Annotated in this window: 27 protein-coding genes; 19 read left to right on the forward strand and 8 right to left on the reverse strand. The window is 60.4% G+C overall.

From position 1 onward, the window contains the following. Position 1 precedes the first annotated feature (1 nt). Positions 2-1,015 carry an AraC family transcriptional regulator gene (locus H7698_RS01905; protein ID WP_178114324.1) on the reverse strand — a complete coding sequence of 338 codons (1,014 nt, stop codon included), beginning with the start codon at positions 1,013-1,015 and terminating at the stop codon, positions 2-4. 259 nt (positions 1,016-1,274) lie between these two features. Continuing rightward, positions 1,275-2,525, reverse strand: a complete 1,251-nt coding sequence (locus H7698_RS01910) for an OprD family porin (RefSeq protein ID WP_194690391.1) — start codon at positions 2,523-2,525, stop codon at positions 1,275-1,277. 78 nt (positions 2,526-2,603) lie between these two features. Here H7698_RS01910 and H7698_RS01915 point away from each other — a divergent pair, with 78 nt between their 5' ends. The 16 genes from H7698_RS01915 (at position 2,604) to H7698_RS01990 (ending at position 17,084) form a co-directional block, all read left to right on the forward strand. Beyond that, the gene (locus H7698_RS01915) at positions 2,604-2,759 is read left to right on the forward strand and encodes a hypothetical protein (protein WP_194690392.1); all 156 of its coding nucleotides are present in this window, start codon (positions 2,604-2,606) and stop codon (positions 2,757-2,759) included. 125 nt (positions 2,760-2,884) lie between these two features. Continuing rightward, a complete protein-coding gene (gene antA / locus H7698_RS01920; protein ID WP_194690393.1) occupies positions 2,885-4,288 on the forward strand; it encodes an anthranilate 1,2-dioxygenase large subunit in 1,404 nt (467 codons plus the stop codon). A gap of 2 nt (positions 4,289-4,290) precedes the next feature. After that, positions 4,291-4,782 (forward strand): anthranilate 1,2-dioxygenase small subunit, encoded by a 492-nt coding sequence (antB, locus tag H7698_RS01925; protein WP_194690394.1) that lies wholly within the window; start codon positions 4,291-4,293, stop codon positions 4,780-4,782. Between the two features lie 19 nt (positions 4,783-4,801). Further along, on the forward strand, positions 4,802-5,824 hold the full coding sequence (gene antC, locus H7698_RS01930) for an anthranilate 1,2-dioxygenase electron transfer component AntC (protein ID WP_162439750.1): 1,023 nt from the start codon (positions 4,802-4,804) through the stop codon (positions 5,822-5,824). 104 nt (positions 5,825-5,928) lie between these two features. Continuing rightward, positions 5,929-7,089: an ABC transporter substrate-binding protein gene (locus H7698_RS01935; protein ID WP_162439751.1), complete on the forward strand. Its 1,161-nt coding sequence runs from the start codon at positions 5,929-5,931 to the stop codon at positions 7,087-7,089. A 66-nt stretch (positions 7,090-7,155) separates the two neighbouring features. Then, positions 7,156-8,067, forward strand: a complete 912-nt coding sequence (locus H7698_RS01940; RefSeq protein ID WP_162439752.1) for a branched-chain amino acid ABC transporter permease — start codon at positions 7,156-7,158, stop codon at positions 8,065-8,067. 10 nt (positions 8,068-8,077) lie between these two features. Then, the gene (locus tag H7698_RS01945; RefSeq protein WP_194690395.1) at positions 8,078-9,094 is read left to right on the forward strand and encodes a branched-chain amino acid ABC transporter permease; all 1,017 of its coding nucleotides are present in this window, start codon (positions 8,078-8,080) and stop codon (positions 9,092-9,094) included. Next, positions 9,091-9,840: an ABC transporter ATP-binding protein gene (locus H7698_RS01950; protein ID WP_194690396.1), complete on the forward strand. Its 750-nt coding sequence runs from the start codon at positions 9,091-9,093 to the stop codon at positions 9,838-9,840. The genes H7698_RS01945 and H7698_RS01950 overlap by 4 nt, the downstream gene beginning before the upstream one ends. Next, complete coding sequence (locus H7698_RS01955) at positions 9,833-10,519, forward strand: ABC transporter ATP-binding protein (RefSeq protein WP_194690397.1); 687 nt, start codon at positions 9,833-9,835, stop codon at positions 10,517-10,519. Before H7698_RS01950 ends, H7698_RS01955 begins: the two co-directional genes overlap by 8 nt. A 6-nt stretch (positions 10,520-10,525) precedes the next feature. After that, on the forward strand, positions 10,526-11,320 hold the full coding sequence (locus H7698_RS01960) for an alpha/beta hydrolase (RefSeq protein ID WP_194690398.1): 795 nt from the start codon (positions 10,526-10,528) through the stop codon (positions 11,318-11,320). 308 nt (positions 11,321-11,628) lie between these two features. Continuing rightward, the gene (locus H7698_RS01965) at positions 11,629-12,573 is read left to right on the forward strand and encodes a PDR/VanB family oxidoreductase (protein WP_194690399.1); all 945 of its coding nucleotides are present in this window, start codon (positions 11,629-11,631) and stop codon (positions 12,571-12,573) included. 17 nt (positions 12,574-12,590) lie between these two features. After that, a complete protein-coding gene (locus H7698_RS01970) occupies positions 12,591-13,922 on the forward strand; it encodes an aromatic ring-hydroxylating dioxygenase subunit alpha (RefSeq protein ID WP_194690400.1) in 1,332 nt (443 codons plus the stop codon). Further along, positions 13,912-14,445, forward strand: a complete 534-nt coding sequence (locus H7698_RS01975) for an aromatic-ring-hydroxylating dioxygenase subunit beta (protein ID WP_194690401.1) — start codon at positions 13,912-13,914, stop codon at positions 14,443-14,445. Before H7698_RS01970 ends, H7698_RS01975 begins: the two co-directional genes overlap by 11 nt. Beyond that, entirely contained in the window at positions 14,445-15,038 is a 594-nt protein-coding gene (locus H7698_RS01980; RefSeq protein ID WP_194690766.1) for a cysteine hydrolase family protein, read from the forward strand. Before H7698_RS01975 ends, H7698_RS01980 begins: the two co-directional genes overlap by 1 nt. After that, positions 15,035-15,823 carry an SDR family oxidoreductase gene (locus H7698_RS01985; RefSeq protein ID WP_194690402.1) on the forward strand — a complete coding sequence of 263 codons (789 nt, stop codon included), beginning with the start codon at positions 15,035-15,037 and terminating at the stop codon, positions 15,821-15,823. Before H7698_RS01980 ends, H7698_RS01985 begins: the two co-directional genes overlap by 4 nt. A 28-nt stretch (positions 15,824-15,851) precedes the next feature. Then, on the forward strand, positions 15,852-17,084 hold the full coding sequence (locus tag H7698_RS01990) for a dienelactone hydrolase family protein (RefSeq protein ID WP_194690403.1): 1,233 nt from the start codon (positions 15,852-15,854) through the stop codon (positions 17,082-17,084). 66 nt (positions 17,085-17,150) lie between these two features. Here H7698_RS01990 and H7698_RS01995 read toward each other — a convergent pair whose 3' ends face one another. Beyond that, on the reverse strand, positions 17,151-18,668 hold the full coding sequence (locus tag H7698_RS01995) for a nucleobase:cation symporter-2 family protein (RefSeq protein ID WP_194690404.1): 1,518 nt from the start codon (positions 18,666-18,668) through the stop codon (positions 17,151-17,153). Positions 18,669-18,909: 241 nt separating this feature from the next. On the opposite strand from H7698_RS01995, the gene H7698_RS02000 reads away from it, so the two are divergent. Then, a complete protein-coding gene (locus tag H7698_RS02000; RefSeq protein WP_194690405.1) occupies positions 18,910-19,080 on the forward strand; it encodes a hypothetical protein in 171 nt (56 codons plus the stop codon). A 72-nt stretch (positions 19,081-19,152) separates the two neighbouring features. On the opposite strand, the gene H7698_RS02005 is transcribed toward H7698_RS02000, so the two are convergent. Beyond that, complete coding sequence (locus tag H7698_RS02005; RefSeq protein WP_194690406.1) at positions 19,153-19,980, reverse strand: arylamine N-acetyltransferase family protein; 828 nt, start codon at positions 19,978-19,980, stop codon at positions 19,153-19,155. Positions 19,981-20,091: 111 nt separating this feature from the next. Beyond that, positions 20,092-20,886: an exodeoxyribonuclease III gene (locus H7698_RS02010; protein WP_194690407.1), complete on the reverse strand. Its 795-nt coding sequence runs from the start codon at positions 20,884-20,886 to the stop codon at positions 20,092-20,094. Positions 20,887-20,920: 34 nt separating this feature from the next. Here H7698_RS02010 and H7698_RS31585 point away from each other — a divergent pair, with 34 nt between their 5' ends. Together H7698_RS31585 and H7698_RS02015 are read left to right on the forward strand one after the other, a co-directional pair. Beyond that, positions 20,921-21,049, forward strand: a complete 129-nt coding sequence (locus tag H7698_RS31585) for a hypothetical protein (RefSeq protein WP_268932847.1) — start codon at positions 20,921-20,923, stop codon at positions 21,047-21,049. 23 nt (positions 21,050-21,072) lie between these two features. Next, the gene (locus H7698_RS02015; RefSeq protein WP_194690408.1) at positions 21,073-21,390 is read left to right on the forward strand and encodes a hypothetical protein; all 318 of its coding nucleotides are present in this window, start codon (positions 21,073-21,075) and stop codon (positions 21,388-21,390) included. A 58-nt stretch (positions 21,391-21,448) separates the two neighbouring features. On the opposite strand, the gene H7698_RS02020 is transcribed toward H7698_RS02015, so the two are convergent. From H7698_RS02020 to H7698_RS02030, 3 genes are all read right to left on the reverse strand, one after another. Beyond that, positions 21,449-23,020 carry a sensor domain-containing diguanylate cyclase gene (locus tag H7698_RS02020; protein WP_194690409.1) on the reverse strand — a complete coding sequence of 524 codons (1,572 nt, stop codon included), beginning with the start codon at positions 23,018-23,020 and terminating at the stop codon, positions 21,449-21,451. Between the two features lie 205 nt (positions 23,021-23,225). Beyond that, a complete protein-coding gene (locus H7698_RS02025; protein ID WP_194690410.1) occupies positions 23,226-24,023 on the reverse strand; it encodes a lipopolysaccharide biosynthesis protein in 798 nt (265 codons plus the stop codon). A 10-nt stretch (positions 24,024-24,033) separates the two neighbouring features. Further along, a complete protein-coding gene (locus tag H7698_RS02030; protein WP_162437386.1) occupies positions 24,034-25,782 on the reverse strand; it encodes a L,D-transpeptidase family protein in 1,749 nt (582 codons plus the stop codon). Between the last annotated feature and the right edge of the window lie 80 nt (positions 25,783-25,862).

Genomic DNA, 25,862 nt, shown 5'->3' on the forward strand with positions numbered 1-25,862 from the left:
TTCAAAGCGACCGGTTGCGACGGGCTTCGCTGCGTTGCAGGGTTTTGCTGGGCGTTTCGTTGAACAGCTTGCGGTATTCGCTGGCGAACCGCCCCAGGTGCGAAAATCCCCAGCACATCGCGATCACGGAAATATTGCGCACCGAGGCGTCTTCAAGGATTTCCTGGCGCACGGCGCCGAGGCGAAACTTTTTCAGGTAAGCCATGGGCGAGACGCCGAAGTGTTTGCGAAAGCCTTCGAACAGTTTGAAACGTGACACACCTGCCGCCGCCTCGATGTCTTCCAGGTGCATGTCTTCGCGGGCGTTGCTTTCAATGAAATCCTTGGCGCGGACCAGGTAGTACGGCAACTTGGCGCCCAGCTGCTCACGCAACTCGGCACTGTAGTTGTTGGGCTGAGAAAGGATGAGGCCCTTGATCAGCGCGCTTTCGATATCGCGGGTGAAATACACCTGGTTGAACAGGTCGTGGCCGCGCTCCAGCTCATCAATGTAGTGACGGGCCAGCCGCCACCAGGAGGCTGAGGCGCCGTTGACCGCATCCATCACAGGTTCGAATTTCAGCGGCGTTTCCAGCGGACGCTGCAGCATGCCTTCGAGGGTCTGACGCATAGCCATGCGGGTGATCACCACGGAGATTTTGTGGCAATCGCCGGCCATGCTCAGTGACTGGGTTTCGTGAGGCGTCACGATCAGGCCCTGGTCCTGACTGGAGTACAACCGGCGGCCGTCCTTGATCAGCTCCTGCTCGCCGCGAATGGGCAGGCTGAGGCTGTAGCAATTGAGGTGTTCGACATCCTCGACGCCAATGGTCACGTCGGTGCCGTACTCCATCCGGCCCAAGGTCGTCGACATGGACTTGAACACATTGGCCTTGTGGTGAAACTGAATCCGGTTCGGTTGAGAGGTCTGCAATTCGTGCGGCCCGCAAATGCCGGCCATCCATGCTCGGGCGCCGGCCAGGTCATAGCGGTCTATACGGATATCTCGAAACTGGGCAACGTTTGGTTCGGTCATTTCAGTACACCCACGGCAATGAACATCGACACGCTCTTCGGCGCGTATTCTCAATGGATTAGCAAGGGCTATGCCCAGCCGGTGCGAACAGGCGATATCCGCATTTTCAGGCTAGTAATCGGACACTATCTGGATATCGAGCGCATCGTGCGGCGTTGACGCGCACAGCAACGGTGCCGATCAGGGTCGACGCCCCGGGTAATGCGCTACCCAAGGCGTCACTTCAGCGCCCAACCGCGCTCGATTTGAGGGCAGGACGTTACCAAAATTTCCAGGTGTAAGTGGTGATCAGGCGGTTCTCCACCCAGTCATTACCGTGGCTGAATTTGGCGACGACGTTGCCGGCCTCCACACCGACGCCTTTGAGCGGACCGCTTTGCACCACATACGACAGCACCAGGTTGCGTTCCTGCTCTGCTGCCTGGCTGAGGTCGCCGCCGCGGTCCACCGACGTACCCTTGAAGTAACGGGTCATGAAGGTCAGGCCCGGGACGCCGAGGGCGGCAAAGTCGTAGTCATAACGCAATTGCCAGGATTTTTCGTTGGGCTTGATGAACGCGACCCGCGACCAGTTCACCAGAAACGGCTGCGGGACATAGCCGCCCAAGGTCGGGAAGTTGCTGTCGCCAAGCATGCGCTGGTAACCCACGCCAAATCGATGCCCGCCCTTTTTCAGCGAGGTCATGGCGCCGTAGGAGCGGTTGTCGATGTCGCCGTAGAGGGCGTCGCCATCTTCGTTGTTGTTGAAGTAACGCAGGTCGGTCTTCAGCCCATAACCGTCACCCAGGTCTGCCAGATGAGTGATACCCAGGTAGTGCTGTTGGTAGATGTCTTCCAGTTGTGCGTAGAAGTAGGTGCCGGTCAACGACGGGGTGAAGGCATAGCTGGCGCCGGCGAGGTTAAGGCCATCGCTGCCGTGGCGCACGCCGGAGCCGGTCTGCAGGTACAGCTTTTCGTAGTTGGAAGAGTTACGCGCCCCGATCTCCGTCAGCCGTCCGGCGGTCAATGTCAGACGGTCGACCTCCTTGGACTCGAGCAAGGCACCGCGATAGGTCGTGACCAGTTGGCGCGAGTCGTCAATGATTACCACGGGCAGAAACGGCCGCAACTCACCGACTTTCAGCTCGGTTTTCGAGTAGCGCATTTTAAGCGTCACACCACCACGACCATAGTCATCGGCCTGCTCCTGACGGCTTTGGCTGTAGGGGATGATGGAGTCATCACCGCGCCCGCCACCGCCGTCCAGACGATAGGCATACTGCGCCTCTGCATCGAGGCCGAACTGCACCGGGCCTTCGGTATAGCCGGAAGCGAAACGCAGGTCGAAACCCTGGGTCCAGCTGCCCACCCGTGAATGCGGCGGGTTGTCCTCTTTGTAATCCCGATCGATGTAAAAGTTACGGGTCCCCAGCGTCAGCTTGCTGTCACTGACCACATCCGCCTGTGTCAATAATGGCGTCAACAAGCCAACTGTTTGAACGCCCCGTATGAGCCACGTCTTATCCAACATATTATTTATTCCCCCTGCCGCGTATAGAACAAACATTAATAGAAGGCCCTTCTGGCACAGAACCCAAGGCCATGAGCAATGGCAGTTTCCAGTGACCTGCAGCGAGACACTCTGGTGGTGCTTCGATTGAAATTAAGCCGCAATAAGTTCGTCAACGGCTATCCCGTTACTGAAAGACAATTAGCCGATTGCTCAGCCGCCAGCCGCGACAAAAGCCCGTATTTACTGGGCTAATGCGCTATCAACCAAAAATAAAGCTTATTTTGCGGATGGGTTTCCACTAATAACCGGATAGACCGTGCTCGCCACCACGTCATTAAATGAACCCATGAATTAGCCCATTGGCCGAGGACCGGGATATGACAACTGCACGAAGTGTCGAACAGTGGAAAAGTTACATAGAAAGTTGCCTGGACTTCCGTCCGCAAGACGGTGTTTATCGTATTGCCCGCGATATGTTTACCGACCCGGAATTGTTCGATCTGGAAATGGAACTGATATTCGAGAAGAACTGGATCTACGCCTGCCACGAAAGCGAGATCGCCAATAATCACGACTTCATGACCCTGCGTGCCGGGCGCCAGCCGCTGATCATCACCCGCGACGGTGAAGGTCGTCTCAACGCCCTGATCAATGCCTGCCAGCACCGCGGCACCACCCTCACCCGCGTTGGCAAGGGTAACCAGTCAACCTTCACCTGCCCCTTCCACGCCTGGTGCTACAAAAGCGACGGCCGACTGGTAAAGGTCAAGGCGCCTGGCGAATACCCCGAAGATTTCGACAAGGCCACCCGTGGTCTGAAAAAGGCTCGTATCGAAAGCTACAACGGCTTTGTGTTCGTCAGTCTCAACGTGGAAGGCACCGACACCCTCGAAGACTTCCTCGGTGACGCCAAAGTCTTCTTCGACATGATGGTCGCGCAGTCGCCGACCGGTCAGCTCGAAGTCCTGCCGGGCAAGTCGGCCTACACCTACGAAGGCAACTGGAAACTGCAGAACGAGAACGGCCTGGACGGTTATCACGTCAGCACCGTGCACTACAACTACGTGGCCACCGTGCAGCACCGCCAGCAGGTCAACGCCGAAAAAGGCCTCACCGCCAGCGACACCCTTGACTACAGCAAGCTGGGTGCCGGCGACAAGGAAACCGACGACGGCTGGTTCGCGTTTCACAACGGCCACAGCTTGCTGTTCAGCGACATGCCCAACCCGGCCGTGCGCCCGGGCTACGCCAGCATCATGCCGCGCCTGGTCAAGGAACACGGCCAGGGCAAGGCCGAGTGGATGATGCATCGCCTGCGCAACCTGAACGTCTACCCGAGCATGTTCTTCCTCGACCAGATCAGCTCGCAGTTGCGGATCATCCGCCCGCTGGCCTGGAACAAGACCGAGATCAACAGCTTCTGCCTGGGCGTGGTCGGCGAGTCAGATGCGGATCGGGAAAACCGCATCCGTCAGTTCGAAGACTTCTTCAACGTGTCCGGCATGGGCACACCCGATGACCTGGTGGAATTCCGTGAAGCCCAGCGCGGCTTCCAGGCCCGCCTGGAACGCTGGAGCGACATTTCCCGTGGCCACGGCAAGTGGGTCGAAGGCGCCACCCGCAACAGCGAGACCATTGGCATCGCTCCGGCACTGACCGGCACCGAATTCACCCATGAAGGCCTGTACGTCAATCAGCACGCCAACTGGCAGCGCTTTTTGCTCGAAGGCCTGGCGCGCAAGGCGGCCGAACAACAACCGTTGAAACTGCGTGAGGTGTGAACATGAATTCGCAACTGCAATACCGCGTCGAGCAATTTCTTTACCGCAACGCCGAAGCCTGTGATGCCCAGGACTGGGACACCTACCTGGACATGTTCAGCGACGACAGCGAATTCCACCTGCCGCAATGGGATTCGGAGCACGTCTACACCACCGACCCGAAAAAAGGCATGTCGCTGATTTATTACCCCAACCGGGGCGGCCTGGAAGACCGGGTGTTCCGCATTCGCACCGGCAAGGCCGCGTCGACCATCCCGATGCCGCGCACCCTGCACCTGATCAGCAACGTGCGCATTGCGCCGCTGCAGGACGATGAGCTGGAGGTGCGCGTCAACTGGAGCACCCTGTACTACCGCATGCAAACCGCCGAGCAATTCTTCGGCCGCGCCACGTACCGCCTGCGCCCCGACGGCGAGAGCTGGAAAATCGCCCGCAAACACGTGGTGCTGCTCAACGACACGATCAACTCCGTGCTCGATTTCTACCATCTTTGAACCCTGCGGATTAACGCTTATGACGCACAAGGTCGCCTTCAATTTCGCCGACGGCAAAACGCTCTTCTGCAACGTGCAGAACAATGAAATCCTGCTCGACGCGGCCCTGCGCAGCGGGATCAAGATTCCGTTGGACTGCCGTGAAGGGGTTTGCGCGACCTGCCAGGGCCGCTGTGAATCCGGGCAGTACACCCAGGACTACGTGGACGATGAAGCCTTGTCGGCCAGCGACCTGGCCGAACGCAAGGTGCTGACCTGCCAGACGCGTGTGCAGTCGGACGCTGCCTTCTATTTCGATTTCGATTCCAGCCTCTGCGGCAGCAACGGCCCGAGCAGCTTGCAAGGCACTGTCAGCGAGGTGCGGCAGGTCTCTCCGACCACCGCCATCGTGCACGTGGAGGTCGGTGCAGCGGGCGCAGCGCTGGACTACTTGCCGGGCCAGTACGCCCGCCTGCAAGTACCGGGCACCGAGCATCGGCGTTCGTATTCCTTTGCCTGCGCGCCGGGCAGCAGCCACCTGCAGTTTCTTATTCGGCTGCTGCCCAGCGGCGTGATGACGGACTACGTGCGCGATCGCTGCCAGGTCGGTGACGTGATCCACATGGAGGCGCCCCTGGGTGCCTTCTACTTGCGCCATATCGACCGCCCACTGGTGATGGTCGCCGGCGGCACCGGGCTGTCGGCCTTCCTCGGCATGCTCGAACAGATTGCCGACCGGCAAGGCTGCGGCCACCCGGTGCACCTGTACTACGGCGTGCGCGAAGCCGCGGACCTGTGCGAGGTCTCGCGCATCGAGGCCTATGCCGCACGGATTCCAGGGTTTCGTTTTACGCCAGTGGTCAGCAATCCCAACCCCGACTGGCCGGGCAAGACCGGTTACATCGCCGAACACCTCGAACTGGCTGAACTGCGCGACCAGCCGTTCGACCTGTACCTGTGCGGCCCGCCGCCAATGGTCGAGTCGATCAAGGACTGGCGCCAGCAACACGGCCTGGATCAAAGCCGCCTTTACCTGGAGAAGTTCACCGAGAGCAACAGCTGACACCGCACCCCATAACAACAATTAATCGGCCCGACCGAACACTGCATCACTGCCCTCATCGACATCTACCGTGCGTTGGCACGACCTACTTCATAGGCCGCCTCATGAAAAACCTGGTATTGCGTGCATGTCTGGCAACTTCCCTCTGCGCCGCGACGGCTGCGCAGGCCGTGGAGCCTGTCCGAATCGGCTTCATCACCACCCTCTCCACCCCCGCCGGTTACCTCGGCGAAGACTCGCGCGACGGCTTCCAGCTGGCGATCGATCAGGAAGACGGCAAGCTCGGCGGCGTGCCGGTGCAACTCATTGTGGAAGACGATGGCCTGCAACCGGCCAAGGCCAAGCAGATCGCCGACCGTATGAGCCTGGACGGCATCTCGTTGTACACCGGAGTGATTTTTTCCAACGTACTGGCGGCCGTGATCAACACCACCACCAAGGACGCGTTCTACGTCAGCAACAACACCGCGCCTTCGACCCTTGCCGGCGAAAAGTGCATGGCCAACTACTTCGTCGGCTCCTACCAGAACGATACCCCGCACGAAATGGCCGGTGTCGCCGCCAACGAGCTGGGCTACAAGAAAATGGTGATTCTGGCGCCTAACTATCAGGGTGGCCGTGACGCGCTCGCCGGCTTCAAGCGCACCTACAAGGGCGAAGTGACCGAGATCTACACCAAGCTCAATCAGCTCGACTTTTCGGTAGAACTGGCACGCGTGCGTTCACTGGCGCCGGACGCAATCTTCCAGTTTCACCCGGGCGGCGGCGGTATCAACTTCGCCAAGCAATACGGCGGCTCGGGCCTGTCGGCACAGGTTCCGATGGTCGTACCAGTGTTCTCCATGGATGAACGCATGCTCGCCGCTGTCGGCGACGTGGCCAAGGGCACCAACGTTGTGACCTTGTGGAACCCGCAATCGGACAACCCGGCCAACCAGGCCTTCATCAAGGCGTTCACCGAGAAGTACAAGCGCGTCCCTACGGTGTATGCCGCTCAAACCTACGACACGGCACGGCTGATCGGCGCCGCCCTGAAAGCCTCCCAGGGCAATTTGAAAGACCAACCGGCCTTTCGCGCGGCGATGAAGAACGTCAAGTTCGACTCCATTCGCGGTGACTTCAGCTTCGCCCAGAACCGGCACCCGGTCATCGACTGGTACCTGTTGCAAGTGCAGACCGGCGCTGACGGCAAGCTGATCGAAGTGCCGATCAAGACCCTGGCGACCCGCCACGTCGACAGCTACGCCGCTCAATGCTCGATCTGACCGGTCTCTGAGCCCCGTCCTCGCCCCGCAGAACACCCGCGGGGCGTTTTCATGAGGAACGCAGTCATGTTATTGCTCGAACAGATTCTCAACGGCCTGCAATACAGCGCTTTGCTGTTTCTGCTGGCCTCCGGCCTGACCCTGATTTTCGGCATCATGGGCGTGATCAATCTCGCCCATGGTGCCTTTTACATGGTGGGCGCCTTCTGCGCCGCCTACACCGCCATGGCCACCGGTTCGTTCTGGCTGGGTGGCCTGGCGGCGCTGATCGGCTCGGCCTGCTACGGCGTGCTGATCGAAACCTCGATCATGCGCCGCCTCTACCAACGCGATCACCTGGATCAGGTGCTGGCGACCCTGGCCGTGGTGTTCTTCAGCAACGAACTGCTGACCCTGATCTTCGGCCGCAGCCCGCCGGCAATGCCCACGCCTGAATGGTATTCAAGCTTTGTCGAAGTGCTGCCGGGGTTGATGTACCCGGTCAGCCGGCTGCTGTTCATCGCCGCCGGGCTGCTCGTGGCGATCGGCATGTGGCTGCTGATCAACCACACGCGCCTGGGCATGCTGATTCGCGCCGGTGCCGACGACCATGAAATGGTCGGTGCACTGGGCGTCAACATCGCCCGGCTGTACACCCTGGTGTTTGTCTTTGGCTGCGTGCTGTGCGGGCTGGCCGGATTCATGGCGGCACCGTTGCTGTCGGTGGAGATCGGCATGGGCGAGAAGATCCTGATCACCACCTTTGTGGTCATCGTCGTCGGTGGCGTCGGCTCGGTGCGCGGTGCGCTGGTGGGCGCCTTGCTGATCGGCATGGTCGACAGCCTGGGCCGTGCCTACATTCCGCCGTTGCTGGACCAACTGCTGCCCAGCGACACCAGCAGCACCCTGAGCGCCGGGCTGATTTCCGCCAGCGCCTACATCGTCATGGCCCTGGTGCTGCTGGTGCGTCCGCGCGGCCTGCTGCCGGCCCGCGCCTGAGGAGAACGCTATGTCACCCCGTCTCATCATCGATCTTGCGTGCCTGGCGACCTTCGCCTGCATGCCGCTGCTGGCCCACTGGTTACACGAACCTTATCTGGTCAGCTTTTTCACCCGCCTGGCGATCTACGGCATGGCGGCTGTCAGCCTGGACCTGCTGATCGGTTACGGCGCCATGGTCAGCTTCGGCCATGCCGCGTTCTTCAGCCTGGGCGGATACATCGTCGGCATCGTGGCCTTTCACACCTCGCAAGGCATGCCGCTGTGGGGCTGGCAAGGCAGCAACAGCGCGCTGGTGGTGTGGCCGCTGGCCCTGCTGGTCTGTGCGCTGCTCTCGCTGCTGGTGGGTTACCTGTCGCTGCGCACCAGCGGTGTGCAGTTCATCATGATCACCCTGGCGTTCGGCCAGATGCTCTATTTCGTGCTCGGCTCGCTGTCGCTGTACGGCGGCGACGACGGCATTCTGCTCAACCAGCGCAATACCCTCGGCACACTGGACCTGGGTGACCCCAACCACTTCTATTACCTGTGCGTAGCGCTGCTGGCCGGCTGGTTGCTGCTATGCCGGCGGCTGGTCAATTCGCGTTTCGGTTACGTGCTGCGCGGGCTCAAGCAGAGCGAGCGGCGCAGCGTCAGCCTGGGCTTCAAACCCTTGCGCTATCGCCTGACGGCGTTTGTGATTGCCGGCACCGGCGGTGGTCTGGCAGGGATTCTGTGGGCCAACTACGCACTGTTCGTCAGCCCCGACATGGGCGCCTGGCACAAGTCCGGCGAGCTGATGGCGATGGTGATCCTCGGCGGCGTCGGGACCCTGATCGGCCCACTGCTGGGCGCGGCCACCTACCTGGGCCTGGAACAGGTACTGAGCCAATGGACCGAACACTGGATGTTGATCTTCGGTCCCCTGTTGCTGCTGGTGGTGCTGTTCGGCAAGAAAGGCGTTTACGGATTGCTGCTGAGCGTGTTGCAGCGCAAACCGAAGGTGGTGGCCGTCAAACCGAACGTCGCCGTGGAGGCACGCCCATGAGCTCGCAACTGTCGATTCGTGATCTGTACAAATCCTTCGGTGCGGTGAAAGCCACCAACGGCGCCAGCCTTGAACTGGCCAAGGGCGAATTGCACGCCATCATCGGTCCTAACGGCGCCGGTAAATCCACGCTGATCGCGCAGATCGCCGGGGAGATTTTCCCCGACCAAGGCCAGGTCCACCTCAACGGCAAGGACATCACTCGCGTGCCGGCCTGGCAACGGCCCCGCCTGGGTCTGGCACGGGCTTTCCAGGTGAGTCAGCTGTACACCGAGTTTACGCTGCTGGAGAACATCGCCCTGGCCATCGCCGCCCGCGAAGGCAAGGCGTTCGGCATGTGGCGTCCGTTGAGCCGCGACACCCGCCTGCTGGAACCGGCGCTGGGCTATTTGCAGCAGGTGGGCCTGGGCCCTCGCGCGCAAGACCCGGTCCACGAGCTGTCCCATGGCGAACGGCGGCAATTGGAGATCGCCTTGGCGCTGGCACAGGAAGCGTCGGTGCTGTTGCTCGATGAGCCGATGGCCGGGATGGGTGCCGACGAATCCGCGCGCATGACCGAGCTGCTGCAAAGCCTCAAGGGCCGCTACGCAATCCTGCTGGTTGAACACGACATGGACGCGGTATTCGCCCTCGCCGACCGCATTACGGTGTTGGTGTACGGCCAGACGGTGCTGACCGGCAGCGTCGAGCAAGTGCGCAACGATCCGCAAGTGCGGGCCGCTTACCTGGGAGAAGAACATGCTTGAAGTTCAAGGTTTGAAAGCGGGCTATGGCTTGAGCCAGGTGCTGTTCGACATGCACCTGAGCATCGAGCAAGGCCAGGTGGTATCGCTGATCGGCCGCAACGGCATGGGCAAGACCACCACGGTCAAATCGATCATGGGATTGCTCAAGCCCAGTGCCGGCAGCATCCGCATCAACGGCACGGAAATGCGCGGTGCAGCGCCCTTTCGCATCGCCAAGGCGGGCCTCGGGCTGGTGCCGGAGGGCCGCCGCGCCTTCGGCACCTTGAGCGTGCGGGAAAACCTGCTGGCCACCGCCACGCGGGGCAAGTGGGACCTGGCGCGGGTGTATGAACTGTTCCCGCGTTTGCTGGAGCGCCAGGACCAGCTGTCACGCACCCTGTCGGGCGGCGAGCAGCAGATGCTGGTGGTCGGTCGCGCACTGCTGACCAACCCCAGCCTGCTGATTCTCGACGAAGCCACTGAAGGCCTGGCACCGATCATTCGCGAGCAGATCTGGCATTGCCTGGCCACGCTCAAGGCCGAGGGCGAGACGATTCTGGTGATCGACAAGAACCTCAAGGAAATGGCGCGGGTGGTCGACCGTCATCACATTATCGAAAAGGGACGCCAGGTCTGGGATGGCACACCGCTGGAACTGGCGGCACAACCGGAACTGTCGCAACGCTACCTGGGAGTGTGAGTCGCCATGAACCTCGATCAGGCCTACAACAACGTCGCCGCCGTGGGTGATTTTCCACAGATCATGCAGCGTTTTCGCCAGTGCAGCGCCGAGACCTACGCACGCCATGCCTGGCAACGAGACGTGCCATATGGCGAGGCGCTGCGCGAGCGTTTCGACTGGTATGCCCAGGCGGATGCCGGGGCGCCGACGCTGCTGTTCATTCATGGCGGTTACTGGCAGGCCTCGGACAAGGACGACTATGCCTTCGTCGCCGAAGGCCTGATCGAAGCCGGGTTCAATGTCGGATTGCTGGAGTACACCCTGGCGCCCGAGGCGAGCATGGGCACCATCGTCGGGCAAATCGGCAAGGCACTGGACTATCTGCTGAAGCATCGCGAAGCCTTGAACATCGGTCAGCAGGTGGTGCTGTGCGGACACTCGGCGGGCGGGCATCTGACCGCGCTGTATCGCCAGCACCCGCTGGTGACCCTGGCCATGCCCATCAGCGGCCTGATGGAACTGGACCCCATCAGTCACTGCTGGCTGAACGACAAGCTGCACCTGAGCGCAGAAGACATCCAGCGCTACAGCCCCCAGCGGCTGATCGGCGATGGCGCGCCGTTATTGCTGACCGTGGGCGCCGATGAATTACCGGAACTGATCCGGCACTCACGCGACTACGCCAGTGCCTGTCACGAGGCCGGGCAGGCCGTGAGCCTTGTCGAGCTTGCGGGGCGTCATCACTTTGCAGTGCTGGACGACCTGGCCCGGGCGGATGGCGAACAGTTGCGCGCCCTGCTCGCCTATTTGAAGCGTTAATCCGATTGCGTTGATGCCGATCCCTGAAGCCAACACGCGATCCGTGTAGCAGCTGGCGAAGCCTGCGTTCGGCTGCGAAGCAGTCGTGAATACTGAAAACCCGGTTTACTTGATGCACCGCACTGCCTGACCCAGCGACTGCTTCGCAGCCGAACGCAGGCTTCGCCAGCTGCTACAGGTTGCGGTGCGGCTTGAGCGATCGGCTTCGTAATCACTCTCGCCAGAAGTGGCTACCGGTTTGCCGTTTGCGGCTTTTTTGACCCCCTCAAGCTTCATACAGTGGCTACGAATTCAGACAGGAATTGCGTATGTCCAGCCTCTCGCTCAGGGTCCAACAGATCGAGTCCTTGACCCCCAGAATCCGCCGCATGTTACTGGTATCCAGCAACGCGCAGAGACTGCCGGGCTTCACCGCCGGGGCGCACCTTGAGTTGCATGTCCCTGGCCATCGCGCTCAACGCCGTGCCTATTCCCTGGTCAACCTGCCTGACGGCGAGCACTACGAAATCGCCGTCCAGCTCGAAGAGACGAGCACAGGGGGATCGCGCTGGGTGCACTCGCTCAAGGTCGGCGATGAGCTGCTGGCCGACGCACCACGCAACCACTTCCCGCTGTGTGAAAACACCGAACACGCCCTGCTGATCGCCGGTGGCATCGGCATCACGCCCATGTTGAGCATGGCCAGATCGCTACAAACAGCGGGCAAGCCGTTCACCCTGCACTACGCCGGTCGTGATGAAGCGCAGATGGCGTATCTGCCAGAGGCCCGCGCCTGCCTGGACCACCACTGCTGGATCAGCGGCGGCGACCCGCAAAAGCGCTTCCCGGCCGCCGAAATCCTGGCCTCGCCAAGACCGGGCCTGCACCTCTACATCTGCGGCCCGACCGCCCTGCTCAACAGCGTGCTGGCCTGCGCTCGCGAACAGGGTTGGGCCGAAGATCACCTGCATTACGAACTGTTCAGCGGCGCCCTGGAAATGGCCGGTGATCACGGTTTTGAGGTGCACCTGCGCGAGAGCGGCGTGAGCCTGCAAGTCGCCGCCGGGCAAAGCGTGCTGGACGCCATGCTCGCGGCTGGCTTGGACCCGATGTTCGATTGCCGGCGAGGTGACTGTGGCGTGTGTGTCGCCCAGGTCATCGACGGTCAGCCCGATCACCGCGACATCTGCCTGTCGGCGCGCGACCGCGCCAGCGGCAGTTTCTGTACCTGTGTCTCCCGTGCCAGCAGCGCGCTGCTGGTGCTCGATCTGTGACAAGCCGAGGACATCCCGTGATACCGACCAATGAGCAAATCGCTGCCTTGATCCGCGAGGACAGCGTTCACAAAAGCGTCTACACCGACCCGACCCTGTTCAAGCTGGAAATGGAGCGCATCTACGGCAACGCCTGGATCTACGTCGGCCACGAAAGCCAGGTCAAGAACCCCGGCGACTACCACACCACGCGCATCGGTGATCAGGATGTCATCATGGTGCGCGGCGCCAATCAGCAAGTCAGCGTGCTGTACAACCGCTGCCCGCACAAGGGCGCGAAACTGGTGGCCGACGGTGACGGCAGTGTCGGCAAATTCTTCCGCTGCCCGTACCACGCCTGGACCTTCAAGCTCGACGGCCAGCATCTGTCGGCGCCGCTCAAGAGCGGTTTCGAAGGCACCTGCTACGACCCCAAACATCCGGATTTCTCCATGGCCAGTGTGGCCCGCGTCGACACCTATCGCGGGTTTGTGTTTGCCAGCCAGGCAGCATTCGGACCGGACCTGAAAGCATTTCTGGGCGGCGTCATCACCTCCATCGACAACCTGTGCGACCGCTCACCGGTCGGTGAAGTCGAAGTGGCGGGCGGCATTTTCCGCGTCAAGCAACGCTCGAACTGGAAGGTGTTCTACGAGAACCTGCACGACACCATGCACGCTCGCGTGACCCACGAATCGTCGGTTGACGCTGCGCGTGGCGAAGCCGAAGCCATCGGTGAAATGCCCTTCGAGCTGCTGATCATGGACGGCAACGGCGAGCCCTATGACTTCTGGGAAAAGCTCGAGCTGCGCGCTTACCACAACGGCCACGGCTACATGGAAGCCATCTTCGACCCGGCCGCCGCCGAGCGCGACGAGGTCTCCCGCGCTCATTTCGAATGCCTGAGCCAGGCCTACGGCGAACAGCGTGCCAAGGAAATCCTGGGCATGAACCGCCACAACACGGTGATCTACGGCAGCGGCTCGCCGCACACGGTGTTCATGCAGTTCCGGGTGATCCGCCCGATCGCCGTCGACCAGACCATGGTCGAGATCCAGACCTTCCGCTGCAAAGGTGCGCCGGAGGCCGTGTTCGATCGCGCGCTGACCTACGCCAACGTCATCAACTCGCCCTCCTCCAACGTGATGCCCGACGATGTTGAGGTTTATGCGCGCTGCCAGGAAGGCAACATGACCCGCGGTGGCGAGTGGATCAGCATGCACCGCTACGTCGGTACCGATCAGCCGCTGGACGACGGCGCGGTGTCCACCAACGGCACCAGCGAACTGCCGATGCGCAACCAGTTCGCCGCCTGGAAACAGTTCATGACCGCCACCCTGATCGCCAAGGAGAGCACCCATGCTGCTTGACCGCCGAATCGACGTCGACACCCGCCACTTGACCCCCGCCCATGTGCCCGTCGAGACCCTGCGCCAGCTCGAACAATTTCTTTACCGGGAGGCGCGGCTGCTGGATGAGCGGCGTTTCTGGGAGTGGGACAAGCTGTTCACCGACACCGGTATGTACTGGGTGCCGCACAAGCACGAGCAGGCCAACCCGTTCGATCATATCTCGCTGTTCTGGGAAAACCGCATGCTGCGCGAGGTGCGGATTCGGCGGGTGGAGAACGCTCGCAACTGGTCCCAGCAACCGCAGACCCAAACCGCGCACCTGGTCGGCAATGTGATGGTCGAGGGGCTCGACGCCGAGGGTCTGCTGGTGATCAGCGCGAGCTTCCAGTACAGCGAATGGCGTCTGGAACAGCGCCAGCTCGCCGGTCGCTACACCTACAAATTGGCCGCCCAGGACGGTGGTGGCTGGCAGATCCAGCTCAAACGTGTGGACCTGATCAACTGCAACGATGTGTTCGCCAATCTTGAGGTGTTCGTGTGATGAACGCGCCGGTGGTGATCGCCCTGCACTATCAGAACGACGTATTGCACCCCGAGGGCAAGATTCGGGTCGGGCTGGGCGCCGATGACCGCGCGCGTGCTGCGCTGCTCGAAGCGGCCGGCCGACTGCTCGCCGGCGCACGCGCCAAGGGCTGGCCCATCGTCCACGTGCGCGTGGCGTTCCGTGCGGACTACGGCGACCTGATCCAGAACGCGCCGATCCTGCGCACGGTCGCCAGCCTCGGCGCGGTCCGGGAAGGCAGTTGGGGCGCGGAGTTTTTCAGCGCCCTGGCGCCGCTGGACAGCCGCAATGAGTTGGTCATCACCCATCACCGGATCAACGCTTTTTTTGGCTCGGCGCTGGAAACCGTGGTGCGCCAGTTCAATCCTTCGCACCTGCTGATTGCTGGCGTGGCGACCCATTCCGTGGTGGAAAGCACGGTGCGCCATGCGGTGGATTGCGGATTCGAGGTGACGGTGGCGGCAGATGCCTGCGCCAGCGCAGACAGCGGCATGCATGCGGCCTCGCTGGCGAGCATGGCGGTGATAGCCCGTATCAGCCCCGTCACGCAAGCACTGGAGGAATGGTCATGATGCTCGAAGGCAAAGTTGCGATTGTCACCGGCAGTACTCAGGGGCTGGGACTGGATATCGCACGGCAACTGTTAGCCGAGGGCGCCCGAGTGATGCTGGTGGGGCGCAACGCCGACGCTGGCCAGGCATTGGCGCAAACAATGGACTGCGCGTTTTCAGCCTGCGACGTGGAGCGTGACGAAGACATCGACGCCTGCATCGCAGCCACGCTGGAGCGCTTCGGCAGGCTCGACATACTGGTCAACAACGCGTGCCTGTACGCCGATCAGGGACTGGCCTCGGACCGCGCACAATGGCTGAAAACCCTGAACGTCAATCTGGTGTCGGCGGCCATCTTTACCCAGAAAGCCGCCGTGCATCTGCCCGCCGGTGGCGTGGTCATCAACATGGGCAGCACCGGCGGCAAATTCGGCGCGGCCGGGCGCGCGCTGTACCCCGCCTCCAAGGCCGGCATTCTGCAACTGACGAAGAACCTGGCCATGACCCTGGCCCCGGAGCACATCCGGGTGCTGAGCGTATCCCCGGCCTGGACCTGGTCGCCCAGCGTCGCCGACTTCAGCGACAACGACCCGGACCTGGCGGATCGGGTCGGGGCACCTTTTCACCCGCTCGGGCGCATCGGCCGTGGCCATGAGATCGGCAGCGTGGTGGCTTTTCTGTGCAGCGCCGGTGCAAGCTGGATGACCGGTGTCGATGTGCCAGTAGACGGCGGCTTTTCGATTCTCGGGCCAGACCGTGGCGTGTCGCCGCGGGTGTGGTTCCAGCAACACCGTGACAGCCAATAAAACCTGATAACCGAATGGGGTAGATGACATGGGCAAGATGATTGAGATCCAAGCAACGGACAGCAGCGCCACGTTCGGCGCTTACCTGGCCCTGCCCGCCAGCGGCAAGGGCCCCGGCGTGGTGATCGGCCAGGAGATTTTCGGGGTCAACGCCAACATGCGCGCAGTAGCCGATTTCTATGCCGAGGAAGGTTATGTGGCGCTGGTGCCGGACCTGTTCTGGCGCCTTCAGCCGGGCGTTGACCTGGGCTACACCGAAGCGGACTTTGCCGTCGCCATTGATCTGTTTCAGCGCCTGGACATGGACAAGGCCGTCGGTGACATCGACGCCTGCTTCACCGCCCTGCGTGCATTGCCTGAAGTCGAAGGCACGGGCCTGGGTTATGTCGGGTTCTGCATGGGCGGCAAACTGGCCTGGCTCACCGCCACGCGAACCGATGTGGCCTGCGCCGTCGGCTACTACGGCATGGGCATCGAACACCTGCTGCACGAGTCGGAAAACCTCAAGGGCCGCCTGGTACTGCATTTTGCCGAAAACGATGGCTACTGCGACGCCAGCGCACGCGCCCGGATCAGCGAGCACCTCGGTGGCAACGACAAAACCGAAATCTACGTATACCCAGGCGTCGACCACGCCTTCGCCCGGGCCGGCAGCGCGCACTTCGACAAGTCCGCCTCGCTGATGGCCCATGAACGCAGCATCGCCGCACTCAAGCGCGAGATCGGCCCGCACTTCAACCTGTCCGCCCTGTGGGAAGAACACATCCGCCATGAGTTCGACACCCGCGACGTGCCCGCCACCATGGCAACCATGGTCGCCGAACCCTACGTCAACCATATTCCGACCATGACCGGTGGTGTCGGAGCCAAGGAACTCAGCCGCTTCTACCAGCACCATTTTGTCCACGGCAACCCGCCGGACATGAAGCTCATCCCGATCTCCCGCACCATCGGAGCACTGCAGATCGTTGATGAATTCATCATGTGCTTTACCCACAGCACCGAAATCGACTGGATGCTGCCCAACGTGGCACCGACCGGCAAGTACGTCGAGATTCCGATGCTGGGGGTGATCAAGTTTCGCGGGGACAAGCTGTATCACGAGCACATCTACTGGGACCAAGCCAGTGTGCTGGTGCAGATTGGCTTGTTGAACCCTGAGGGGCTGCCGGTGGCCGGGGTGGAAACGGCGAGGAAGTTGCTGGATGAACAGCGGCCGTCCAACACGTTGATGGGGCGCTGGACGCAAAGCGAGCAATAACGACCGGGTAAGAAAAAAGGCCGATCTGTCATGCAACAGATCGGCCTTTTTCATTCGCTGCGAACGTCAGACATGTTCACTGCTTTTCGCATGCGCCGGCCGCGGTTCTCCGTGCCCGTGATCCACCTCGATCACCGGGATTTCCTTGCCGTCGCAGTCATGCAACTTGCCTTCGCTGAAGTAATCCCCTTCGCGCAACGCTGCCAGATCCTGATAACGCAGAACACGCTCAGTCCCTGCTGCAAACACCGATTGCTGATCGGAGTTGCCGGCGGTGAGGTGGTTGAACGCCAGGTTAAGCACGATCGCCATGATCGCCGACGAACTGATGCCCGAATGGAAAATGGTCGCGAACCAGCTTGGGAAATGATCGTAGAAGTTGGGTGCGGCGATAGGGATCATGCCAAAGCCGATGGAAGTGGCAACGATGATCAGGTTGACGTTGTTGCGATAGTCGACCTTCGACAGGGTACGGATACCGCTGGCCGCCACCGTACCGAACAGCACGATACCGGCACCACCAAGCACCGAAGTCGGCACCGCGGCGATCACCCGTCCCATGAACGGCAGCAGACCCAGGACCACCAGGAACAAACCACCGGTGGCCACCACAAAGCGGCTCTTGATCCCGGTCACCGCCACCAGCCCGACGTTCTGGGCGAAGGCACTTTGGGTGAAGGAGCCGAAGATCGGCGCGATCATGCTCGACAGCATGTCGGCACGCAGACCATTACCCAGGCGCTTGGAATCCACTTTGGTGTCGATGATTTCACCGACGGCCAGAATGTCGGCGGAGGTTTCCACCAGCGTCACCATCACCACGATGCACATCGACAGAATCGCGGCGAAGTGGAAGGTTGGCATGCCGAAGTGGAACGGTGTCGGGAAGCCGAACATCGGCCCCTGGGCCACGTTCGAGAAGTCCGCCATGCCGAGGAACACCGCGAGAATGGTACCGATCACCATCGCCAGCAGAATCGACAGCCGGGAGATGGTTGCGCTGCCGATCTTGCTCAACAGCAGCACCAGCACCAGGGTCACCGCCGCCAGGCCAATGTTCGCCATGCTGCCGAAATCAGCGGAATGGCTATTGCCGCCCATCGCCCAGCGTGCGGCCACCGGCATCAGCGTCAGGCCGATGGTGGTGATCACGATGCCCGTCACCAGCGGCGGGAAAAACTTCGTGATGCGCGAGAACACCGGCGTGATCAGCAACCCGATCAACGACGCGGCAATGACCGCCCCGAGAATCGACTGGAAACCACCCTCCCCGCCACTGCTGACAATCGCCACCATGGTCGCAACGCCAGAGAAGGACACGCCCTGTACCAGCGGCAACTGACAACCGAAAAACGGTAAACCAAGGGTCTGGAGTAACGTCGCCAGCCCCCCTGCAAACAATGAAGCAGCAATCAACAAACCGATGTCCGCCGGCGAAAGCCCGGCCGCCTGGCCGATAATCAATGGCACTGCGACGATACCGCCGTACATGGTCAGAACGTGTTGCAGGCCATAAGCCATATTTGCGCCGACTCCAAGATTTTCATCCTCGGGCCGTTGGTGTGAAACATGGGGCGTTTTCATGGTTGGGGGGTTCCCTGGTTTTTATTCTGCGCACACTGTATGCAAGACTCAGGACAAATGTCTATAGAGTTGTATACAACTCATCAGTCAGATAATGGACATATGTCCATTTGCCTCTGCCTGCGTTGACTTTTCCCCCGGAAAAATCCTTGAAACACATCCAGCCTGCCCCGCCTCCCTCCCCCGCTAATCTTCATCACTCTTAGCGACCGTTGGCACGGACGCCCCTCGCTTAAATACCTTGCGCCAGGCCTTGCTCAACGAGAAAGGCAAAACGGTCGGTGCCGATCAACACACCGCTGTTGGCAATGCGCCGCATATCAACGAAGGAATAACGACCGTTGAACTGCAAAATCTAGAGAAAAAACTGACAGAGGCACTCAACGAAATCCATCGGGTGATGAAGCCTTGAGTCCGATGCCGGTAATGGGCAACCAAGGGCAGACTTGGCAGCGCTGCCCTTTTCAATCTGTCCTGCAGGTATTCATACGCCCTGAATCAACCGCTCCAACACTTGCCGCAACCGCGCATGCGCCGGCACTTGAATGCCGAATTCCGTCTTCAGCAGATCAATCAACTCATCCACATTCGCCACCTGATGCCGCTCACTTTCAGCGCCCATCCGGTGAATGGCGAAACTGCCGTTGTTGAGCGTGCGTCGCCACCCATCCCCCGTGCGCGCCACCATCAATTGCCTGGTGAAAGACGATTCAGGATGGGTCGAGACATACCAGTTGCCGACGACGTAATCGATGTCGTCCTGTCGTTGCAGATCGAAGATGTACATCGCGCGCCAATCACCCGCGACGTTAGCGCGAAGCGTGTAGCCATCGGCATGCGGCTCGATGCGATACGGCTCATGCGGCGTGAGCTGTTCGGCAAGTGAATCGAGCAGCAGTGGCGCGGTGGGGACCATGCCACCGAAGCCGACATCAGTGATGTAGCGCACGCCTTCCAGGCTTACCAGACTCAGACGATGCGTGCGGGCGGTCCACGCGCCTTCGGGTTGCCCCATCACCACTCGACCGCTGATGCCCCGCGCATCGAAGCCCAACGTTTGCAGCAAGGCCAGGAACAGACAGTTGAGTTCGTAGCAGTAACCGCCCCGCCTTTCGTGCAGCACTTTGCGCTCGATCGACGGCAAATCGATCAATACCGGCTCGCCGGCCAGGGTCGAAAGGTTTTCGAACGCAAACGCGCCGGTATGGCGCAGTTGAAGTAGGCGCAGTGTTTCCAGCGTGGGTGCCGGAGGGGTATCGAAACCGAGTCGTTGCAGGTACTGCGCGAGATGTGTCAGGCGTGGCTCGCTCATTGTTCAGTCCTTTTGAAGTGGCCGCGGATCGCTCCACCGATGGGCCACAGGTATAGGCCAAAAGCTCATCGGACCGACAATTGATTTAGCCAATAGCCCTGCGAGAAAACTTCAACGGCGCTTGCGCGAGCCCAACCTGATCCACGTAGGGGCATGGTCGCTCGCATGGGGTTCGTTGCGCACCCAGGCATCCACGCCCGCCTCCTCCAGATAAGGGCTCAAGGCGGGGTTAAGCAGCAGATGGTCGATGCGCAGGCCGGAATTTTTCTGCCAGTGCTGGCGAAAGTAGTCCCAGAACGTATAGAGCCGATCTTCCGGGTACAGACGACGCAGGGAGTCGGTCCAGCCTTGATCGAGCAGGCGCTGATAACACTCACGACTTTCCGGTTGCAGCAGCGCATCCTTGAGCCAGGAGCGCGGGTTGTAGATGTCCAGATCGGTTGGCACCACGTTGTAATCGCCTGCCAGCACCACCGGATGGTCACTGGCCTGCAAGTCCTTGGCGTAGGCGATCAGCCGCTCGAACCAGGCCAGTTTGTAATCGAACTTCGGTCCCGGTTGAGGGTTGCCATTGGGCAGGTACAGGCAACCCACCAGAACGCCGTGTACGGCGGCTTCCAGGTACCGGCTGTGCGTATCACTGTCATCGCCCGGCAAACCGCGCCGACTCTCCAGCGGTTGCGCATCCCGCGCCAGAATCGCCACCCCGTTCCACGACGACTGGCCCTGCCAGATCGCGCCATAGCCGGCAGCCTCAAGCTCGGCGGCGGGAAAGGCACTGTCGACCGATTTAAGCTCCTGCAAGCAAGCAATATCCGGCTTCTCGCGCTCCAGCCAGGCGAGCAGATTGGGCAGTCGGGCACGCATGCCGTTGACGTTGAAGGTGGCGATTCGTAGTTTTTTCACGGGCCAACGCTCCTGATAGCGAGGTGTCTAGCGTGTGACACCTGCGCGTTTGGGTGGTTGCGTCCCGGTATTGAACTGGCTGGATGAAGCGCGCTTGGCGTTGTCGACCACTCGTCATCCAAAAGGCACCAATTACGCGGTCCGTGACACCAATTTCAGGTAACGACTCACTTTTGGAGACGTACCATGATCAATCTCAAAATCTCTTCCCTGATACTGGCAGGCTTGTTGTCCGCGGCTTCTTTCGCCACTTATGCAGCCTCCGGCGATGGCGCTGATGCAACCGGTACCCAATCAGGTTCGACCGGTGGCTCGACGATGTCGCCCAACAACACCAAGGGCGCACCTGCACCGGGCAGCACTTCGGGCAGCAGCAGTGGATCGAGTTCATCAAGCGGCTCAGGCGTTAACTCCAACGGCGGCACAAGCGGTTCTGGCGCAGGCGGAGGTACCGGCGCGGCCGGCGGAGGCACAGGTGGCGCGGGGGGTGGGACTGGCAGCTGAACGCGTAAAGGCAGTCGATAATCAACTGTCGGCTGCTTTGTTCGCCCGCTCGCTCATCTCAACGATCAGACCGCATCAGCGCGTCGGCGCCGCCTTCCATCGACAGCGCCGCAGCGCGATTGCGACCTGAATGTTTGGCCTGATACAACGCCGCGTCTGCGCGCTCGACGAACACTTCGAGACTGTCGCGCCCTGTTGGCACGAATGAATAGCACCCCAGGCTAACCGTCAGATTGCCTGTGGGCGAACCCGTGTGGCTGATGTTCTTGTCGATGACACTGCGGCGTATTTGTTCGGCAATCACCATCGCGCCCCGAATGTCCGTGTCCGGCAGCAACACCGCGAACTCCTCCCCGCCGTAACGCACTGCCAGATCGGCCTTGCGATGGCAGCAACCCTTTATCGCCCGGGCCACTTCAGCCAGGCAGTGATCACCGGCCACGTGCCCGTAGGTATCGTTGTAACGCTTGAAGAAATCGATATCGAGCATGATCAGACTCAATGAACTCGCCTGGCGGGCCCCACGTCCGAACTCGATGTCCATCGCCCGCTCGAACAGCCGTCGATTGGCCAATCCGGTGAGACTGTCATGGGTCGCGATCAACTCCAGCGCTTCCTGAGCCTCACGCAAATCAGCCTCGATTCTTTCGCCATTGCGCACCTGCTGAATGAACACCCAACCGAACAGCCCCACACCGAGCAACACCAACGCGACAATTACGATGGATTGAAACGCTGTGTCGTACCAGTGCTTGAGAATCGCATCCTCGGAGGACGCGGCGGACACGACCAGCGGGTACGCGTCCAGCTGACGGTAGCCATACAACCGCACAATGCCGTCTACTACAGAGCCGATCATGGCGTTGCCGGTGGATGCTTTGGGCAGCAATGTCTGAAAAATTTCCCCCTGGGCCAATGACGTACCGATCTGCGCCTCCACAAACGGTCGTCGAGCCAGCAAGGTTCCATCGGTCAGCGCCAAGAACATCGAACCGTTGTCATCAATGCTGAAGCTTTTGAAGAATTGGTCGAAGTAAGACATCTTGATCCCGGCCATCAAGACGCCCTGAAACTTGCCGTTTCGGTCGTTCACCCGCTTGGACACCGGAATGATCCACTCTCCGTTTTTCTTGCTGCGGATAGCCGGACCGATGTGAGCCACGGATGAAACGTTCTGCTGGTGAAATTTGAAATACTCACGGTCTGCCACACCCGCACCGCGAGGCAGGTCGTCAAACGAGGTCACCACCCACTGCCCCTGCTTGTCGAACAGAAAGATGCCGTGCAGTTGATCCAGCGCCAGCACTCGCCGCGCGAAGGTTTTGCGTAGGCGTGGTAACTGCGCAGCACCGTAACCGTCGGCCTGAATCCAGTCGGCAAGGCTGCTCAGTACCAGGTCGGCCTTCATAAAGGTGTCTTCGGCCTGCTGCGCCATGGCACGGGTCAGGTTGGACGATGCCACCTGCGCTTCAATCAGGTCATGGCGGCGTGACTGCTCCAGTTGCAGGTACAACAGGCCACAAAGACACAGGCAGACCGCCGCAATAAACAATACCGCGGCCTTACGCAGCGGTAATCGTTTCAACGTACCACCGGGGGTGTGAAGCGGATCGTGAAGGGGAATTGGCAAAAGCTCATCCTGAGAGGGCAAGGCGTGGGCACCGACCCAAAGCCCTTGTTTTTTGTGAGCGTAGTCTACGCCTTAGTGACGAGACAATTGTCCTTTAGAGGCATCGCCTCGCACTACGCATAGCAGCCGACGACCTTGAACCGCTTTATGTAGCAGCCGGACGCAGGCTTCGCCAGCTGCTACAGATTTGGTTTCATCAGGGGGGTTAACCAGCAATCATCCTGTCGACGTCCTCAAACGTCACTCGGGAAACCAGTTCGGCGGGAATCCTTGAGGACCTGGACAGGTTGTAGACCTGAAAGTCTTTATTCATGACGTACTTCGACAAAATCTTGAACGACGGCAGGATACGGGTATGAAAATGCTCGTCCAGCGTACAAGGTGACACGAACGAGCCCGGCGTTTCATAAAAACGATTCGCCGACTGATCGAGATCGACTCCCACCAAAAACACTTTGGTAAATCCCACGTGATAGGCAATTTGCAACGCCAGATAGGCCACGGTGCGGGCATCAAAAAAACCGCGTTTGAGGTTCTTGCTGAACCCCAGGCTTCTATTGCGGCCTGCCCCTAACTTTCGACTTCTGATCAGCTCCTCGTCGCGCCGACACATCAGATCGAACCAGGAAAGTTTCGGCGCACGGGTCAATAGATACAACTGGCCCGCAGGATCAAGTGCCTCGTAATGCATGTGGTTTTGTGGAACGGCCACACGCTGACTAAGCCGCATCGCTTCCCCACTCAGACGGGGCTGCTCCCTGTAGAAAGCGTCATCCGAGCAGATGTAAAAGTACGGTTTGACGCCAGAGCCAATGAACAAAGAAATCGCGCCGTTCATTGTGATCATCGGCACGTCGGCATACTTCGCCAGGGGAAAGTCTTTGGCCGATGCACCCGAGGCGATGATAAAAACCGCACCACTTTCAATATTGCGGCACTCCTCCAGGTCACGCACCTGTCGCGGACTTTTGAGCAGTTCCCTGGCTTCTTGCACAACATCCATATTCAGCCCCCTATTGTTTCGGGTTGATCACCACGGCGGGAGCTCCTGCCCGCAGCAAATCCAGAATGGGTAACTTCGACGGCAGATTCAAACCCCGCAGGACCGCCGAATCGTAGTCGTAGACATCCGGTTTGAAGGTCACCCGTCCGTCCTTACTCAGGTCCACCGTCCAGTACGCCAACAACACCGGCACTTTGACCGGCAGCTTGATGTTTTGCGTCTTGCCATTGGCCAACTGTTTCCGAATACCGGCACTGTCCCAATGTACCGGGTCGTTAAACAGCAGCTCGACCAGTTGCAACGGGTTCTCTACGCGGATGCAGCCCGAACTGGTGGCGCGCACGGTTTTGGAGAACAACTCGCGATGGGGCGTGTCGTGAAGATAAATCGCGTAGTCATTGGGGAACCGGATGACCACCTGACCCAACGAGCTGTCCGGACCGGCGTCCTGGCGCAGGCTGATGCCACGCGGGTTGCTCCAGTCAACGCTCGACGGATCAAGCTCCGCGCCCTGCCGGTCGATCACTCGAATACGGTTCGCGGCGAGGTAACCTGGATTCTTCTGGATCTTCGGTATCACATCTTCCTTGAGAATCGTCGGCGGCACCGTCCAGGTCGGGTTGAACGTCACATAAGTGATCTCGGCCTGAAACACCGGGGTATTGCGAAACGGTTTACCGACCTGCACCCGGGATCGCCAGATCGGTTTGCCGTCACGGTACATCGCCACTTTGTACCCGGCGATATCGACAATCACGAACGTACCTTGCAGCTTGTACAGCAGCCAACGCGCACGCTCCATGTTCACTCGCACCTGATCGATACGCGCGTCGACGGGCACGTTCAGCGCCGCCAGGGTCGTTGCCCCTGCCACGCCATCGGCGCCAAGGTATTGATCGGTCTGATACTTCTTCACCGCCGCAGTGACGGCGGCATCGTACTGGGTTCCCCGCGCCAGGCGCGGATCAAGAAAACCGCCGGCCACCAGCCGCGCACGCAACTGCGCGACGGCAGGTAGATCCATACCTGGCTTGAGCGATTGACCTTCGGCGACTTTCGGCCAGCCTCCGATCTCGCGCACCTTGCGCAACTGCGCCAAGCCTTCACGCAAGCCTACGTAAACGGCCTCTTGAGGCGGCGCCTGGGCAAAGGCCCTGGCCACATCATGCTCATCGAGTGCGATGAAAAACTTGTTCACGTCTTCACGCGGGTCAACATCCGCGGGGTCGAAATTCCAGTGAATATCCAGTCGAGACGGGTCGACCTTGCCCCGACGCAACTGCAGCAGCGCAGTCAGGAACGTGTGGGTCGCGGCAATATCAAACGCGGCACGTTGCTCGGGTGTCGATGTTTCGGCCTGCATCAACGGCTGGGACCTGGCCAGCTCATCAATGTGAAAATCCGCCGGGTTCAACCCTTCAACCTGAGTGGCGTGCAGGCTGGTGAACAACTGCGCGACGTCCTTTTCGTTTGTCCAGGCCGCGCGGTAACCGCGATGGGAATAGAAATCCAGCACCATGCGACTGATATCGACTCGCTTGTAACGCGACGAAGTCAGCAATGGCGGAAAGGCGGTGGTAAGTGGAGAAAGCTTCGCTTGAATCGCTTGGCCGACGTTGTCGTCGACGGCTGCACCCCTAAGGATGTTCGGAGCAATTGTCGGCTCAATCGACGAATTTTCTGCAAGCGCAGAACCGCTGATCAGAAAGACCATAAAAAACACGCGGCTTATGACGAATAACCTTGTTAATTGCACCATGGATAATCCTTAATCTCCCGAATTAAACGGCTAGCTTCCCGCAAACAGCTAGACTCGAAACTATCACGATGAGACATCTA

It is taken from the genome of Pseudomonas sp. p50(2008), from assembly GCF_015351605.1.
Taxonomy (GTDB): Bacteria; Pseudomonadota; Gammaproteobacteria; order Pseudomonadales; family Pseudomonadaceae; genus Aquipseudomonas.

Coding starts and splice junctions, on each gene's coding strand:
- H7698_RS02015 (WP_194690408.1), top strand. CDS start 21,073: ATGATCAATCTCAAAATCTCTTCCCTGATACTGGCAGGCTTGTTGTCC.
- H7698_RS01905 (WP_178114324.1), bottom strand. CDS start 1,015: ATGACCGAACCAAACGTTGCCCAGTTTCGAGATATCCGTATAGACCGC.
- H7698_RS01975 (WP_194690401.1), top strand. CDS start 13,912: ATGCTGCTTGACCGCCGAATCGACGTCGACACCCGCCACTTGACCCCC.
- H7698_RS01950 (WP_194690396.1), top strand. CDS start 9,091: ATGAGCTCGCAACTGTCGATTCGTGATCTGTACAAATCCTTCGGTGCG.
- antB (WP_194690394.1), top strand. CDS start 4,291: ATGAATTCGCAACTGCAATACCGCGTCGAGCAATTTCTTTACCGCAAC.
- antC (WP_162439750.1), top strand. CDS start 4,802: ATGACGCACAAGGTCGCCTTCAATTTCGCCGACGGCAAAACGCTCTTC.
- H7698_RS02030 (WP_162437386.1), bottom strand. CDS start 25,782: ATGGTGCAATTAACAAGGTTATTCGTCATAAGCCGCGTGTTTTTTATG.
- H7698_RS01990 (WP_194690403.1), top strand. CDS start 15,852: ATGGGCAAGATGATTGAGATCCAAGCAACGGACAGCAGCGCCACGTTC.
- H7698_RS01995 (WP_194690404.1), bottom strand. CDS start 18,668: ATGAAAACGCCCCATGTTTCACACCAACGGCCCGAGGATGAAAATCTT.
- H7698_RS01980 (WP_194690766.1), top strand. CDS start 14,445: ATGAACGCGCCGGTGGTGATCGCCCTGCACTATCAGAACGACGTATTG.
- antA (WP_194690393.1), top strand. CDS start 2,885: ATGACAACTGCACGAAGTGTCGAACAGTGGAAAAGTTACATAGAAAGT.
- H7698_RS01945 (WP_194690395.1), top strand. CDS start 8,078: ATGTCACCCCGTCTCATCATCGATCTTGCGTGCCTGGCGACCTTCGCC.
- H7698_RS01935 (WP_162439751.1), top strand. CDS start 5,929: ATGAAAAACCTGGTATTGCGTGCATGTCTGGCAACTTCCCTCTGCGCC.
- H7698_RS01985 (WP_194690402.1), top strand. CDS start 15,035: ATGATGCTCGAAGGCAAAGTTGCGATTGTCACCGGCAGTACTCAGGGG.
- H7698_RS01955 (WP_194690397.1), top strand. CDS start 9,833: ATGCTTGAAGTTCAAGGTTTGAAAGCGGGCTATGGCTTGAGCCAGGTG.
- H7698_RS01910 (WP_194690391.1), bottom strand. CDS start 2,525: ATGTTGGATAAGACGTGGCTCATACGGGGCGTTCAAACAGTTGGCTTG.
- H7698_RS01960 (WP_194690398.1), top strand. CDS start 10,526: ATGAACCTCGATCAGGCCTACAACAACGTCGCCGCCGTGGGTGATTTT.
- H7698_RS02025 (WP_194690410.1), bottom strand. CDS start 24,023: ATGGATGTTGTGCAAGAAGCCAGGGAACTGCTCAAAAGTCCGCGACAG.
- H7698_RS01965 (WP_194690399.1), top strand. CDS start 11,629: ATGTCCAGCCTCTCGCTCAGGGTCCAACAGATCGAGTCCTTGACCCCC.
- H7698_RS02005 (WP_194690406.1), bottom strand. CDS start 19,980: ATGAGCGAGCCACGCCTGACACATCTCGCGCAGTACCTGCAACGACTC.
- H7698_RS01915 (WP_194690392.1), top strand. CDS start 2,604: ATGGCAGTTTCCAGTGACCTGCAGCGAGACACTCTGGTGGTGCTTCGA.
- H7698_RS01940 (WP_162439752.1), top strand. CDS start 7,156: ATGTTATTGCTCGAACAGATTCTCAACGGCCTGCAATACAGCGCTTTG.